Below are 15,234 nucleotides of genomic sequence, written 5' to 3'. Positions count from 1 at the left end.
GCAGAGACAAGGCGCGTGAATCGCCTTGGGAATGAGGCGTTCGGACTGTTTTTGGAGTATAGATGTGCAAATCTCTAATAAGAACGCACATAAAAGCCGGTCCAATATGCAAAAAAACATCACGTCCTTGGGCTCCCTGAACTGGGATGACCTGAAGTTTTTCCTCGAAGTGGCCCGCACCCGCAAGGCCAGCGTCGCCGCCAAGCGCCTGGCGGTGGACTACACCACTGTGTCGCGGCGCATCAGCTCGTTGGAAGTGTCGCTAGGCACGCTGCTGTTCGAAAAATCCCGGACCAACGGCTTCGTGCTCACCGCCGAAGGCCAGCGTTTGCTGGGTTACGCGGAGTCCATCGAAAGCACGCTGCACATGGCGTGCGAGCAGGTGTCCGGCTCCGGCGTGGCGCTGTCCGGCCACGTGCGCATGGGCTGCACCGAAGGCTTCGGCAGTTTTTTTGTCACCCCGCAGCTCAGCCATTTTGTCGACACGTACCCGGCGATTTCGGTGGATATTCTGCCCCTGCCCCACTTCATCAGCCTGTCCAAGCGCGAAGCCGACATCGTCATCGCCCTGGAACGCCCGGAGCACGGGCCCTATGTATGCTGCAAGCTGTGCGACTACAAACTGCAGCTGTACGCGACCCAGGAGTACCTCGACCAACACCCGCCCATCCAACGCCCGGCGGATTTGGCTGAGCATCCGTTTATCAGTTATGTGGATGACTTGGCGTTCAGCTCGGAGCTGTTGTACCTGGCGAATGTAGTGCCCGGCGCCAGCGCGAGTTTGCGCAGCACCAGCGTGATCGCGCAGTACGTGGCGGCGCAGCAGGGTCGGTCGATGGCGATATTGCCGTGCTTTTTGGCGGCGCAGGATCCGCGGTTGTTGCCGGTATTGGGGGAGCAGATTTCGATCACGCGGCAGTTCTGGATGTATTGCCGGGAGGATTTGCGCAAGTTGAAGCGGATTACGTTGTTGTGGGATTACATCCGAGAGGTGACAGAGCAGAACACCGGGTTGTTGATGGGGGAAACGCGGGAGATAACGTTCGCGGATTAAAGGGCCATCAATGACGATTCGCTTTAATTTGCAGGACGTTTCCTAGAGACTCTCTACCCCATTGCGCCTTACCGTTTGGGTCACTAGCCTCCTGACTTCGCTGCTCATCAGCGATCGGGTTTAGCGACTCGGATTAGTTGGGGATGTGATGCCAAAGTATTGCCAGGCGTTTGACCTGTCTTTACCGTTTTATGGCGGCTGTACGCGGGAGACCTTCGGGTCTGCCGGGTTCCCAAATTTACCGGTTCGCTAACCCGTGTACAGCTGCCACCTCTTCATGTTTAGCGACATGCCGTGGTGACCCCTACTGCAAATTTGGGAAACATCATGTCAAAAATCGTCCCCGATCCACCGCTTTCCTCCATTACCACCCTCGGCGTCGTCACGTTCGGCGACTACGGCGAAAACCAACAACCCCTGTTCCGCGTCAACGCCGGCATGCCGATTGAGCAAGCCCTGGAACACGCCTCCACCCTGCTTTTTTACTCCAAGAAACTCGCGATGGAAGCCGCCATGGACGTGCGCGGCGAGCAATACGCCTGGGCCGCGCATTACCTGTGTGAGATGGGCAAAGCCGTGGTGGATGACCTGACGCAAGCGATGACGCCGGGCAGTTAAGCGAACACTGCGGCATAAAGGTGGAAGTGGGCTTGCTCGCGAATGCGCTGGATCAGCCAATACATCATTACCTGAACGACCGCCATCGCGGGCAAGCCCGCTCCCACAGTTGAACTGTGCCGGGCGGGAAATTTTGCGTCAGGCACAAATCAGTGTGGGAGCTGGCTTGCCTGCGATGGCGGTGGGTCAGCCAGATTATTTGCTGCTGATACACCGCATTCACGGGCAAGCCCGCTCCCACACTTTTTGAACTGTGGCGGGTGGAAATTTTGCGTCAGGCACAAATTAGTGTGGGAGCTGGCTTGCCTGCGATGGCGGTGGGTCAGCCAGCTTATTTGCTGCTGATACACCGCATTCGCGGGCAAGCCCGCTCCCACACTTTTTGAACTGTGGCGGGTGGAAATTTTGCGTCAGGCACAAATTAGTGTGGGAGCTGGCTTGCCTGCGATGGCGGTGGGTCAGCCAGATTATCTGCTGCTGATACACCGCATTCGCGAGCAAGCCCGCTCCCACATTTTTGAACTGTGGCGGGTGGGAAATTTTGCGTCAGGCGCAAATGTAGGTGGGAGCTGGCTTGCCTGCGATGGCGGTGGGTCAGCCAGATTATTTGCTGCTGATACACCGCATTCGCGGGCAAGCCCGTTCCCACATTTGGGACTATGGTGGGTGGGAAATTTTGCGTCAGGCGCAAATGTAGGTGGGAGCTGGCTTGCCTGCGATGGCGGTGGGTCAGCCAGATTATTTGCTGCTGATACACCGCATTCGCGGGCAAGCCCGCTCCCACAGTTTTTGAACTGTGGCGGGTGGAAATTTTGCGTCAGGCACAAATTAGTGTGGGAGCTGGCTTGCCTGCGATGGCGGTGGGTCAGCCAGATTATTTGCTGCTGATACACCGCATTCGCGGGCAAGCCCGCTCCCACATTTGGGGCTGTGGTGGGCGGGAAATTTTGCGTCAGGCACAAATCAGTGTGGGAGCTGGCTTGCCTGCAATGGTAGTGGGTCAGCCAGATTATTTGCTGCTGATACACCGCATTCGCGGGCAAGCCCGCTCCCACATTTTTGAACTGGGGCGGGTGGAAATTTTGCGTCAGGCACAAATCAGTGTGGGAGCTGGCTTGCCTGCGATGGCGGTGGGTCAGCCAGCTTATTTGCTGCTGATACACCGCATTCGCGAGCAAGCCCGCTCCCACATTTTTGAACTGTGCCGGGTGGAAATTTTGCGTCAGGCACAAATTAGTGTGGGAGCTGGCTTGCCTGCGATGGCGGTGGGTCAGCCAGCTTATTTGCTGCTGATACACCGCTATCGCCGGCAAGCCCGCTCCCACAGTTTGATGGCATTTCAGATTGAGAGGGGTGAACCCGCTCAGTCCGCGATCACTACAATCGACACGCGCCGGTTTTCGGTGCGGCCCGCTACGGTGGTGTTCGGCGCCACCGGCTCGCTGCTGCCCAAACCGCGCAGCTGGATGTTTTCTTCCTTCATGCCCACACCGGTCAACACGTTGCTCACGCTTTTGGCGCGGCGCAGGGACAGTTGCTGGTTGTAGGTTTCTTTGCCCGAGGCGTCGGTGTGGCCGTCGACGCGCACGCGTTCGATCCCGGCGCCCAACAGGGCTTTGCCGATGCGTTCAACGATATCGGTGCTGGCTTTGTTGAGGCTTTCAACGTCGCTGCCAAACAACACTTTGCCCGACAGGCCAAACGCCCAACCTTCGTCAGTCAGTTCAAAACCCTGCTGTTTGAGGACTGCAATTTGCGCCGGTGTCAGGCCTTTGGGTGGGGCCGTCTGGCACCCACCGAGGGCAAGGAATGCCACCAGTAACGTGATAAACATGAAACGCGCGGTCGAGAACAAGGGATCAACTCCTGTGGATAACGTTTGCGGCGGTGGGCTCCGAATCCGCCGTTTGCTGGCCGCCCTGGGACAAGCGTTTGGCCTGGTACATCGCCGCATCGGCGGCATTGAGCAAGGTGCCGGGAGTGGCGCCATGATCGGGGTAGATGGCAATGCCGATACTGAGGGAGGTCAACACCTCGGTGTTGCCGGGCACCCGGATCGGCGTGTCCATGCTGGCAATGATCTTGTCGGCAATACGCTGGGCATCCTCCGCTTTATGCAATGGCGCCAGCAGCACCGCGAACTCATCACCGCCCAGGCGCGCCACCAGGTCATCTTCACGCAACTGCGCGCGCACCCGCTCGGCGACGGCCACCAGCACTGCATCGCCGGCGGCGTGGCCGAAGTTGTCATTGATGTCTTTGAAACGGTCGCTGTCGAGAAACAACACGGCGACCCGTTCATTGACCTTGGCGGCGCTGCGCAACGCGCGGATCAGCCGGCCTTCGAAATACGCGCGGTTGGGCAAGCCGGTCAGGCTGTCGTGGCTGGCCTGGTGAGCCAGGGTTTCGTTTTCACTTTGCAGGTGGCTCTGCCAGGCTTCCATCTCGCCGAGCAGGGCGTTGAAGTCGCTGCCCAGGCTGTCGAGCTCGGCGATCTGCGCCGGTGGCACGCGTCGGTCAAAGTCTCGCTCGCTACGGGCGGCGTGGGCCACCGCGGCCAGGCTTTGCAACGGTTTGGTGATGCCCTGCAGCAGGCGCCGCGCCAAGTACAACGCCACCCAGGCGCTGAGGGCGGTGCAAATCACGATGCCGGCCAGGCCGCTGAGCAGGAAGCGCAGCAGGCTACCGCCGTGGCCGACCACGTGAATGCTGCCCACGGTTTGCCCCTGGTGCAGGATCGGCTGGCTGATGGGCTGTTCGAGCAAGGCATGCGCCAGTGCCAGTTCGACTTGGGACAGCATGCCGGTTTCCGGCCGCACCCATTGCGCCAGCAGTTTGCCGCTGGCATCGAAGACTTCGGCCTGGGCCACTTCTTCGGTGGAGGCAATCAGGCTCAGTGCTTCAGTGGCGGCGGCGCTGTCGTTGAACACCACAGCCGCTTCCACGGTGTAATTGATCGACCGCGCGATCAGGTGCAGGTTGTGCTCGGCATACACGCGCAGCGCCAGCACGCCGAGCAGGGTTAAGGACACACTGGCCAGGGTCACGGCCACCAACGCCAGGATCAAATGCCCACGGCCGATGACCGAGCGCAAGGTCGGCCGCGCTTTCGGGGTTCTCATGACGCAGGCGCTCGACGGCGGGACAACTGCAACACGCTGGGGTGAATGCGCACGCCGCTGCGGGCGACGGAGTCCAGGTTGACCTCAAATGACACCTGCTCATCGCCCACGCGCAGGCAGAACAGGCTGCCCACGGTGCATTGGTCGCCGCCTTCGCTGATGCTCAGCACCGGGTGGCCGATCAGTGAGGTAAACAACCGCGAGCGTTCATCGGCGCTGAGTTTGCCGATGTACACGGCGTCGCAGGCACTGACGATATCAGGATGATCGGCGAGCAAACGCTGCACCACCACCGGACGACCGGTCGCCTGGGTAGTGCCTTTGACCAAGTCATCGGTGTATTGGGTGGGCCCGACGATGCACAAGCGCAGTTGCGCAGGCTCCACCGGCCAGCGTGCATAGCTGAGGATGCCGAGCACCACTTGCGTCACCGCCTGGGCGCGCTGATCTGCCGGGCCGGGGGCCTGGGCAAATGCTCGCGGGGCGAGCACGCACAGAAGTGCCACCAGTAACATGCGTCTCCAGCTCAAACTGCGCTCTGTGGGCGAGACAGCCACGTTCATGCAGCGATTCTCTTCAGGTTTTTCAGGGTGATGCCGCAACGATAGCACAGCGGCGGAAGGCCCCGCGAAGCTGGGCCTTCGCGGAGTCCGCTATTTTTCCAGAAAATTCAGACGACTGAATCAGAAATATTTCATGACCAATCAGTCAGTTTTTCCAGCCGGTACGTCCAAATCCAGCATCAACCCACTCAAGCGCTTGACCTTACGCCGCACGGCTTCTTCAAACACGCCGCCACGCGGTTCGATCAGGCTGAACCAGCGTTTGGCGCGGGTGATACCGGTGTAGATCAGTTCTTTGGTCAGCACCGGGTTCAGCGCATCCGGCAGGATCAGCGCGGTGTGGGTAAATTCCGAGCCCTGGGACTTGTGCACGGTCATGGCGTACACGGTTTCCACATCGTTCAGGCGGCTGGGCAGTACAAAGCGCACGCCGCCCTGGCCATCGTTACGTGGGAAGGCCACGCGCAGCACGTGGGGGCCGCCATCGCTTTCGGGCAGTTTGAGCGCGATGCCGATGTCGCCGTTCATCAAGCCCAGGCCGTAATCGTTGCGGGTCAGCAGCACCGGGCGGCCTTCGTACCATTGCTCGTCCCCTTCGATCAACCGCACTTTGCGCAAGGCCGCGGTGATGCGCAGGTTCAGCCCTTCTACGCCCCACGGGCCTTTGCGCACAGCGCAGAGCAACTGGAAGGCGTCGAAAGCTTGCAGCAGTTGCTGCGCCCAGTGCGTCCAGGCGAGGTCTTCGCGCGGGGTGTCGAGGGCCGGGCGTGCGCTTTGCAGCAAGTTAAGGTAATAACGATAGCCTTGGGCGTCGCCACCCTGCCCGTCCAATATCAGCCGTTCGAGGGCGTGGTCATGCTCGCCTTTGAGGCTGAGGCAGAACAGGTCATCGTGGCTGCGCGCAGCGAGCAGTTGGCGCGCTTCTTCGGCGTTTTGCTGGTTGACCCAGCGTGCCAATTGGCCGATGCCGCTGCCTTCACCAAAACGTCGCGAATAGCGCAGCATCACCACTTGCTGGGCCAGCGGATGGCTGGCGTCGAGGTCTTCGTGAAGGCCACTGGCGCTGAGGTCTTCGCCACTGACCGCTTGCAGCCATTGGCGCGTGTCGGGGCTGTACCAGCCGGCTTCGGCGTCGCGGCATAAATCGCCCAGTACGGCGCCGGCCTCGACCGAGGCAAGCTGGTCCTTGTCGCCCAGCAATACCAAGCGTGCGTGGGGCGGCAAGGCGTCCAGCAAGTTGGCCATCATTTCCAGGTCGATCATCGAGGCTTCGTCCACCACCAGCACGTCCAGCGGCAACGGGTTGCCCAGGTGATGGCGGAAGTGCCGCGTGCCCGGGCGACTGCCCAACAAACGGTGGACAGTGGTGACCTCTGTCGGGATTTTTTCCCGCACGCTGTCGGGCACGGTCAACGACTGCACTTGCTGGCTGATGGATTCGGTAAGGCGTGCGGCAGCTTTGCCGGTGGGCGCAGCCAGGCGGATGCGCAACGGGCTGCCGGCTTCCACGGCCGGCGCCTGCAACAGCGCGAGCAGGCGCACCACGGTGGTGGTCTTGCCGGTGCCGGGGCCGCCGGTGACGATGCTGAAAGCACCGCGCGTGGCCAAGGCGCAGGCAAGCTTTTGCCAGTCGATCACGCCGTCGGGCGGCGGTTGGTTGAAGAGGCTGTTGAGGCGTTGCGGCAAATCGGCGGCGATGTCTTCCTGGGTGGCCAGGCGCAGGCGCAAGGCTGTGTCGATGCGCCGTTCGTACGTCCAGTAGCGGCGCAGGTAAAGGCGTTTGCCGGACAAGACCAATGGGCGGCTCTGCGCGGCTTCGCTGCCATCAAGCGCCAGGGCGACCAATTGGCTGGCAGCCAACGCGTGGCACCAGTGGGCGCCGTCGAGGCCGTCGAGCAGCTGCGACGGCAGCAGCATCGCGCCGGTCTGCAGGTCGCCTTCGGGCGGCAACGACAGGGCGAAATCCGGCGCCTTGAGGGTTTCGAACAGGTCGAGGCACACATGGCCATGGCCCAATTGGTGGCTGGTTAAGGCCGCGGCCAGCAACACCAGAGGGTCGGCCTGCGGATCGAGTTCGTGCAGGAAGCCCACAAAAGCCTTGTCCAACGCGCGCAGCCAACCCCGGTCAACCCAGCGTTCGAGCAGTTGCAGCAGGTCGGCGGCGCGGTTGAGCGGCATCAGCGCTTCAAGCGGTAACGGCGACAGGCTCATAGCAGCACTCCTTGTTCCCAGGCGGGCTCAACCTTGGGCGGTATGGGTTTGCCCTGGAACAACGCGTCCAAGCCTTCGATCAGTTCACGTGGCGGCCGGGTGAAATACGCGCCTTTGCTCACCGACTCCGTGCCGCGCAGGAACACGTAAAGCGCACCGCCGACGTGGCGGTCGTAGTCATAATCCGGCAGGCGCGCCTTCAGCTGGCGGTGCAGGGCCAGCAGGTAAAGCACGTATTGCAGGTCGTACCGATGCTCGAGGATCGAGTGTTCCATGGCCTCTAAGGTGTAGGCCGAATCGTCAGGGCCGAGCCAATTGGATTTGTAGTCAGCCACGTAGTAGCGGCCGTCGTGTTCGAAGGTCAGGTCGATAAAGCCTTTGAACATGCCGTTGAGCAGCACCGGTTCGGCGGCGACGCGGGACACGCCGTTGTGGGTGTACTGGCACACCAGTTTATCGAGGGCCAGCACGTCGACTTTGTGGCTGGCGAACCAGAACTCCATCTCGATCTGATACTGCTGCAGGCTGCTCAGGGTGAGCTGATCGTTATCCACCGGCAGCGGCGTTTGCAGCAGGTGGCCGAGCCAAGCGCTGAGGGTGACGATCCAGCCTTCCCAATTGCGCCGGTTACAGCGCGCGCCTACGGCTTTTTCGATGGCTTCGGGGGTGACGTTGAAACCCTCTTCGCCCGCCCATTCCAACAAGCCATGAAGGAAGGTGCCGGGGTTTGGTCCGCGTGGGAAACGGTGTATGTCGCCACCAGACGCCGCCACTTCACGCGGTGCGTCGGGGTCGAGACGCTCGTCGTCAAACAGCTTCTGGGCTTGTGGGCTCTCCGGTGCTTCGAGGGGCGCGGCGCTCATGCTGTCGCCGATGCGCAATGCGCTGTAAGAGGCGATCCACCAGTTTTCGGCGGCCTTGCGCTTGGGCAGCAACGGCGCGAGCAACGTGGCTGCGTTGCGCGGCGGGTGAAACAGCGTGTCTTGCGCGTCCGGGACATGGCCGTAGTGGATCGCGGCGCAGCCTTGCTGCAAATCCAGCAGCCAGCGCGCCAGGCCGGCAGACTCGCCCAGCGACGCACCGGCGCCGAGCAAATAGCCGAGCGCGGACAGGTGCAGGACCGAGCTGCTGTTATTGCCACGCTTGAGATCGGCAATGCCCAGCCAGCACGCATGTTTGGCCCGTGTGAGCGCCACGTAGAACAAACGCAGGTCTTCGGCGAGGCGCTCATCATCGGCCTGGGCAATCAATTCGGCGGTGGGCCGCAGGCTGACTTGCGATTTGCCCTGTTCGTCGTGGTAATGCAGCGGCAGGCGACTGCCATCCACGGGCTTGGCCGAACAGATGAACGGCAGGAAGACCAGGTCGTACTCCAGGCCTTTGGATTTATGGATGGTCACTACCTTGACCAATTGCTCATCGCTTTCCAGGCGCAGAATCTGCTCCTCACCGGCCTGACCAGAGAGGGCCAAGTGTTCGGCCAGATGACGGATCAGCGCTTGCTCGCCGTCCAGCTCTGACGCGGCCTGCTGCAGCAACTCGCTGAGGTGCAACAGGTTGGTCAGCACGCGTTCGCCATCGCTGCGGGCGATCAGGGTTTGCGGCAGTTTGAAATCATGCAGCAGGCGCCGCAGCATCGGCAGCACGCCTTGGGTGCGCCAGATCGCGCGGTAGCCACGGAACTGCATCACGCGGGTTTCCCACGCCAGTTCGTCCTGATTCAGACGCTCCAGTTCCGGCAGTGACAGGTTCAAGGTCACGCAGGCCAGCGCGGCACGCAGCGGGCGCTCGACGTCGGGCTCTGCGCAGGCCTTGAGCCAGGCGAGCAGGTCGTGGGCTTCCTGGGCGGCGAAGACCGAGTCTTTGTCAGACAGGTACACGCTGCGCACGCCCCGAGCGGCCAACTCGGCGCGCACGGCTTGGGCTTCTTTGCCGTCACGTACCAGGATGGCGATGTCTGACGGAAGGACGCCGTTGAAGCTGGCGTCCGCGTGTAGGAAACCGGCGGTACCTTGCTGCCCGCCATTGAGCAACGCGACGATTTGGGTGGCGCAGGCAGCCGCCAGTTGCTGGCGATACACCGCGTTGGAAATCGGCTGATCGGTGGGCAGGTGCCAGAGGTTCATTGCCGGCAACGTGTGGCCATCGACTTGCAGTTGCTCCCTGCGGCCCTGGGACAGCACCGAGTGGAACGGCACCGGGTTGTCGCCATTCGGCTCGCGGAACAGGAAAGCCCCCCGGCCGCTTTCGGCGCGCTGGAACACGTGGTTCACCGCCTCGACCATTGCGTGGCTGGAGCGGAAGTTGGTGCCCAGTGTGTGGTGACGGCCAGTGGTGGACTGACGGGCGCGCAGGTAGGTGTAGATGTCGGCGCCGCGGAAGGCATAGATCGCCTGCTTGGGGTCGCCGATCAGGAACAGGCCGCTGTCGAGGTGGTTTTCTTCGATGCGGTAGATGCTGTCGAAGATGCTGTATTGCACCGGGTCGGTGTCCTGGAATTCGTCGATCAAGGCGACCGGGAATTGCTCGCGGATCACACTGGCAAGACGTTCGCCACCGTCGGCCTGCAGGGCGGCGTTGAGGCGGATCAGCATGTCGTCGAAACCCATTTCGGCGCGGCGGCGTTTTTCTTCTTCGAAGCGTTTACCCACCCAGCCGGCGGCGTGTTGCAGCACCGCGGCGTCGGGTGTTGGCAAGGCATCGAGGCTGGCTTTGAGAGTGGCCATGGCGTCGATGCCGGGGTGATTCGGCGGCTCGCCCTTCCAGGCTTCGGCCATGCCGTCGGGCGTCAGGCGCGTGAAGCCGGTGCCGATGTCCAGTTGTTCGAGGGTTTCGTCAGCCGCCCAGGCACTGATTTTTTCAAACCAGGGCTCGAAGTAACGCGCCTGCATCTTGCGGCCGTCGACGGCTTTCGCGGCCACGGCTTGCAGGCAGATATCACGCAGTTCGGCGGCCCATTGTTGCCACGGCGCCTTGAGACTTACCAAGGCTTCGCGGCGCTCTTGCAGGCACGCGTTGATCAGCTCGGCGGGCTCACGGCTTTCGCCAGTGGGCCGTTCGCTGCCGAACAGCGCACGTACGCGGGGCATCAAGGCGGCGGGGCCGCTCCAGTTTTTGCGCACCCAGTTGAGCGCGTCGTCGTGCATCGGGTAGCAAAACAGCCGCCAGTAGTCACGCAGCACTTCGCCGAGCAGGTCGCTGTGGTCGGTTTCCAGGGTTTGGGTGAACAGGCTGCCACTGTCGAACGCGTGCTCGCGCAGCATGCGCTGGCACCAACTGTGGATGGTCGAGACGGCGGCCTCGTCCATCCATTGCGCGGCGATGTCCAGGCGATTGGCGCAGGCGGGCCATTGTTCGGGGAGGTATTGGTCGCGCAGGTCGGCGATCAATGCGTCCGGTTGCTCGATTTCGTCGCGGAAGAAACGTGCGGCTTCCGCCAGCCGAACGCGGATGCGTTCGCGCAGCTCTTTGGTGGCGGCATCGGTGAAGGTCACCACCAGAATTTGAGGCGGCAGTAACTCGCGGCCGAAGCCGGCTTCGTCGCCGCCATGGCCAAGCACCAGGCGCAGGTACAGCGCGGAAATAGTGAAGGTCTTGCCGGTGCCGGCGCTGGCTTCGATCAGTTGGCTGCCTTTTAGCGGGAAGGCCAGGGCTAAAGGTTTACCCATCATGCGCTGGCCTCCTCACTGTTGAGCGATCGCCAGGGTGCATTGAGCAATGGGCGATACAGGGTTTCGGCCCAGCCTTCGAATTCTTCGCTGGCGATGAGCGTGGCGAAGTCGGGGAATTGGCGGGTGAGTGCAGGGGTTTCGCGGCGCTCACCGTCGGTGGTCAGGCCGTCGCCTTCATAGGCTTTGCTTGCGGCGGCCAGGGCTTTGGCGGGATCGGTTTGGCCGAGCCAGGCGAAGGCGGTTTTAACGGCTACCGGGAGCGGCTTGCGCATGCCGGTATGCCAGGCCAGCAGCACGTTGCCAAGGATTTCCCGAGCATTGGATTGATCCAGCGGGGCGAGTAACAAGGTGTCGTCACTCGCCACCAAACCGGTGCTGAGTGGCAGGCCGCAGGCGCACGCCACCACATGATTGACCCAGGGGCGAATCAGACGGTGCCACTTACGCGTCTTGATCGAACCGATGCTGTTGGGGATGGTGGTCACGCTGAGCAAGCCGCCATCGCTGCGTCGGTGCAGGCCGCTGAACCAGCCTTCCAACTGGATGCCTTGATGCTCAAAACTGATCGGCTCGGCGGTGGTTTGTGGCGTGGGCCAAAGTGCCAATAAGTGGCGGTAGCGTTGCAGCAAATCGGGCAACGGCTCGATCAGTTCGTTACGCAGGCACTCGCCGAAACCCACCATGGGCAGCAGGCCGCTGCCTTGCAGGCGCAGGGCCTGGGCGCTGAGTGCTTGATCCACATGATCGGGCTGGGTCAGTGCGGCGTTCAGCAGGCTGTCGCTGAGGCTGTAGCGTTGCAGCGCGTCGAGCACGAAGGGCTCTTCATCGGCGAGCGGTACTTCGGCGGCTTCGAAGAACACTTTCAGACGTTGACTGAAGAAGTGTTTGACCGGGTTGCGCAGGAAATCCTGCAACTGGCCGAGGCTCAGGGGTTCTTCCTGTTGGTGCTCTGCCAGTTCGTGTTCTTTAACTGGAACCTCGGGTGCCTCGTGGAGCAACTGCCACTCGCGGGCGTAACTGAAAAGCGCATCGCCCTCATGGAAATAACGCGCACTGAAGGGTTGGAGCGGGTGTTCCTGGGTCATTGCTTCGAGCAATTCTTGCTGGTGTGCGTTGTGCCAGCCGCTGGCGATATGGTCACGCAGTTGGCCGATCAGTACCGAGGCCGGCCTGTCGCTGTTGTCGCGGATGCTGCGGCCGACCCAACTGATGTAGAGCTGGTCGCGGGCGGACAGCAGGGCTTCGAGCAGCAGGTAGCGATCGTCCTCGCGGCGTGAACGGTCGCCGGGGCGGTAGTCGCTGCCCATCAGGTCGAAGTCCAACGGCGGTTGCGCGCGCGGGTAATCCCCGTCGTTCATGCCGAGCAGGCAAACGAGTTTGAACGGGATGGCGCGCATGGGCATCAGGGTACAAAAATTGACAGCTCCGGCGAGGAAGCGCTGGGACAGACGGCCCTGGTCCAGGCCGGCCAACCAAGCCTCGCGGACTACAGTGAGGGGTAACTCGTCCTGCAGGCCGACGGACTCGCAGGTTTCCAGCCAGTCCTCTCTCAGTTGTTCGAGTTGGCCTAAGAGGTAGTCGTCGTGTTCGCTGCTGGGCAGGAAGAAGAGTTGCATCAGGCGTTGCAGGCGTTCACCCCACTCATGGGGCGCTGCCGGTTGAGACAAGGCCTGATGGGCGTCGTTTAGCGCATCGAGCAAGGAGACCAACGGGCCGATCAGGGCCGCGTCGAGGCCGCCGATTTCATCGTAGGGTTCGATGCCGTCGCAGGCGACGCCGGTGCCGACGGCGTAACCCAGCAGCATGCGGCGCAGGCCAAATCGCCAGCTGTTTTGTTCCAGCTCATGCGGCAAGCCGAGGCCCGCGCGTTGCTCGGCGTTGAGGCCCCAACGGATACCCGCCCCTTCGATCCAGCGGTGCAACGTAGGCAGGTCACGCTCCTTGATGGCAAAACGTTCGCGCAAGGCGGGGACGTCGAGCAGGTCGAGGATTTCGCTGACCGGGAAGCGGCTGTCCGGGAGTTTGAGCAGGTGTTCGACGGCAATCAGCAGAGGGTCACGGCCGCGCTGGCCTTGGTCGGTAAGGGTGAAGGGAATGAAGCGTGGGTCGCTTCGCTCAAGTTGGCCAAACACGGCGCGAATGTGCGGCGCGTAGCTGTCAACGTCAGGGACCATGACGATGATGTCGCGCGGGCGCAGCGTCGGGTCGGCACTGAAACGTTGGAGCAATTGGTCGTGGAGAATTTCCACTTCGCGTTGGGCGCTGTGGGCGATGTGGAAGCGGATGGAGCTGTCGTTATTTAGATCGACGGCCGGCCATAGCTCGCGCGTTTCGTTGAGTGGGCGCAGTTCGAGGATGTCATCCTGCAACTGGTTGAGCAGCGTGGTGGGCTCGCTGTCACTGAACAGGTCGATGCGGCCATCACGGAAGGCGGCGCGGTAGCTGTTGGGGTCGTCGTAACTGTCCAGCAGGCTGATGTAGTCACGGCCCTGTTTGCCCCAAGCGGCCAGCAGCGGGTGGGCGTGCTGGTGCAGGGTTTGCGGATCGATGGTGACCGGCATGCCGGCTTTGCGCGCTTGGCGTTTGTATTCATTACGCAGCAGGTCCTTGTCGGCAACGATGTCGGACCAGTGATGACGGCAAGGGTTGTGCACGCAGAGCAAGACTTGGCTGAACCTCGCTAAGCCGGCGAGCGCCTCAAGGGCTTGCGCAGGCAATGAGGAAATGCCGAAAACAATCACTCGGGATGGTAAGCCTGCGGGCGCCTGTTCAAGGGTATTGATGCGTTCAATAAAGCGCTGGTGCACACCGGCGCGGCTTTCGGCCATCCCCTCCTCACCGACGTCGATCAGCAATGCACGCCACAATTCGGCCTGCCAGCAGTTTGCGGGATTAAGGGGCTTGGATTCGCCTCGCCCGTTACGCAATTGGTGGCGGCCAGCAGCCCAGTCTTCCAGCCAGTCGGCACGGTACACCTGGTATTGGTCGAACAGGTCGGCCAGGCGTTCAGCCAGTTGATAGCGTTTGCGCAGGTCAGTGTCGTGAGTAAGGAAGCGCTGCAACGGCTCGAAGTGCGGTTGATCGATGAGTTCAGGGAGCAGGCGCATCAGGCGCCACGTCAGAGGCGCTTTATCGAGCAGGGACTTGGGCGGGATTTCGTCACGGCCCAGGACCATGCGATAGAGCTGCCACATGAAGCTGCCGGGCAGTTGCACGTCGATTGCCGCAGCGATGCCGCAGCCCCCCATGTCGTCGTCTTCTGGGTCTTCAGCCAGGGCTAACTTGAGCCATTGAGCGATGCCGTTGCTTTGTACCAGAGCGATTTCGTTTTCCAAGGGCGCGAGCGGATAGCGGCGCATCCAGCTGACCACCAAGCTGCGCAGCTCGTCCAGGCGGTTGCCGTGAACCACCATGAATCCAGCGCTGAGGGACGTCGCATCCGGCATAACGGCTTCCTTGGGAAAAGCAAAATCGAGGCAGCGACTTTAGCATTGAAGGCGGCCGCAGGCTGCAAGTGAGGCAAGCCGACTGAAACGGTGATGACCGGAATGTTTTCGACCGCCCAAAACAAAGCCCCTGTTTGCGTTAGCAAACAGGGGCTCTGGAATTTAATCTTGACGATGACCTACTCTCACATGGGGAAACCCCACACTACCATCGGCGATGCATCGTTTCACTGCTGAGTTCGGGATGGGATCAGGTGGTTCCAATGCTCTATGGTCGTCAAGAAATTCGGGTACTGAGTCGTGACCAGATGGCCTCGCTTCAGCAAATTGGGTATGTGACAGCTTTCGGTGTTTTGTGAGATTCGAACTTTCGGTTCATTTCGTCTTCACACACCGCAATCTGGTCTCTTTGCTTTTCAGCACAGAGCATGCAAATTGCTTGGGTGTTATATGGTCAAGCCTCACGGGCAATTAGTATTGGTTAGCTCAACGCCTCACAGCGCTTACACACCCAACCTATCAACGTCGTAGTCTTCGACGGCCCTTCAG

General features: G+C 61.5%; 8 protein-coding genes and 2 rRNA genes. 2 read left to right on the top strand and 8 right to left on the bottom strand.

Annotation, left to right across the window (positions count from 1 at the left end; genetic code table 11):
- Window positions 1-106: 106 nt before the first annotated feature.
- A complete protein-coding gene (locus AACW30_RS25535) occupies window positions 107-1,054 on the top strand; it encodes a LysR family transcriptional regulator (protein ID WP_106578172.1) in 948 nt (315 codons plus the stop codon).
- A 327-nt stretch (window positions 1,055-1,381) separates the two neighbouring features.
- Window positions 1,382-1,672: a DUF3077 domain-containing protein gene (locus tag AACW30_RS25530; protein ID WP_124418471.1), complete on the top strand. Its 291-nt coding sequence runs from the start codon at window positions 1,382-1,384 to the stop codon at window positions 1,670-1,672.
- A gap of 1,363 nt (window positions 1,673-3,035) precedes the next feature.
- Here the strand turns inward: AACW30_RS25530 and AACW30_RS25525 are convergent.
- The 8 genes from AACW30_RS25525 to AACW30_RS25490 all read right to left on the bottom strand — a co-directional run.
- On the bottom strand, window positions 3,036-3,527 hold the full coding sequence (locus AACW30_RS25525) for an OmpA family protein (RefSeq protein WP_200623774.1): 492 nt from the start codon (window positions 3,525-3,527) through the stop codon (window positions 3,036-3,038).
- A 4-nt stretch (window positions 3,528-3,531) separates the two neighbouring features.
- Window positions 3,532-4,794 carry a diguanylate cyclase domain-containing protein gene (locus AACW30_RS25520; RefSeq protein WP_106578169.1) on the bottom strand — a complete coding sequence of 421 codons (1,263 nt, stop codon included), beginning with the start codon at window positions 4,792-4,794 and terminating at the stop codon, window positions 3,532-3,534.
- Window positions 4,791-5,357 carry a YfiR family protein gene (locus AACW30_RS25515; protein ID WP_106578168.1) on the bottom strand — a complete coding sequence of 189 codons (567 nt, stop codon included), beginning with the start codon at window positions 5,355-5,357 and terminating at the stop codon, window positions 4,791-4,793. The genes AACW30_RS25520 and AACW30_RS25515 overlap by 4 nt, the downstream gene beginning before the upstream one ends.
- A 141-nt stretch (window positions 5,358-5,498) precedes the next feature.
- Complete coding sequence (recD, locus tag AACW30_RS25510) at window positions 5,499-7,568, bottom strand: exodeoxyribonuclease V subunit alpha (protein WP_200623773.1); 2,070 nt, start codon at window positions 7,566-7,568, stop codon at window positions 5,499-5,501.
- On the bottom strand, window positions 7,565-11,239 hold the full coding sequence (gene recB / locus AACW30_RS25505) for an exodeoxyribonuclease V subunit beta (protein ID WP_200623772.1): 3,675 nt from the start codon (window positions 11,237-11,239) through the stop codon (window positions 7,565-7,567). The genes recD and recB overlap by 4 nt, the downstream gene beginning before the upstream one ends.
- On the bottom strand, window positions 11,236-14,685 hold the full coding sequence (recC, locus tag AACW30_RS25500; protein ID WP_200623771.1) for an exodeoxyribonuclease V subunit gamma: 3,450 nt from the start codon (window positions 14,683-14,685) through the stop codon (window positions 11,236-11,238). Before recC ends, recB begins: the two co-directional genes overlap by 4 nt.
- Before the next feature lie 166 nt (window positions 14,686-14,851).
- A 5S ribosomal RNA gene (gene rrf, locus AACW30_RS25495) occupies window positions 14,852-14,967 on the bottom strand.
- A gap of 168 nt (window positions 14,968-15,135) precedes the next feature.
- Window positions 15,136-15,234, bottom strand: a 23S ribosomal RNA gene (locus AACW30_RS25490); the annotation flags it as partial.

Origin of the sequence: Pseudomonas sp. MF6747 (assembly GCF_963890955.1) — a bacterium.
In the GTDB taxonomy this organism is placed as follows: Bacteria; Pseudomonadota; Gammaproteobacteria; order Pseudomonadales; family Pseudomonadaceae; genus Aquipseudomonas.
The sequence above is the reverse complement of the archived record's forward strand: the minus strand, read 5'-3'. Positions and strand labels throughout refer to the sequence as shown.

Coding starts and splice junctions, on each gene's coding strand:
- AACW30_RS25535 (WP_106578172.1), top strand. CDS start 107: ATGCAAAAAAACATCACGTCCTTGGGCTCCCTGAACTGGGATGACCTG.
- AACW30_RS25530 (WP_124418471.1), top strand. CDS start 1,382: ATGTCAAAAATCGTCCCCGATCCACCGCTTTCCTCCATTACCACCCTC.
- AACW30_RS25520 (WP_106578169.1), bottom strand. CDS start 4,794: ATGAGAACCCCGAAAGCGCGGCCGACCTTGCGCTCGGTCATCGGCCGT.
- AACW30_RS25515 (WP_106578168.1), bottom strand. CDS start 5,357: ATGAACGTGGCTGTCTCGCCCACAGAGCGCAGTTTGAGCTGGAGACGC.
- recD (WP_200623773.1), bottom strand. CDS start 7,568: ATGAGCCTGTCGCCGTTACCGCTTGAAGCGCTGATGCCGCTCAACCGC.
- recB (WP_200623772.1), bottom strand. CDS start 11,239: ATGATGGGTAAACCTTTAGCCCTGGCCTTCCCGCTAAAAGGCAGCCAA.
- recC (WP_200623771.1), bottom strand. CDS start 14,685: ATGCCGGATGCGACGTCCCTCAGCGCTGGATTCATGGTGGTTCACGGC.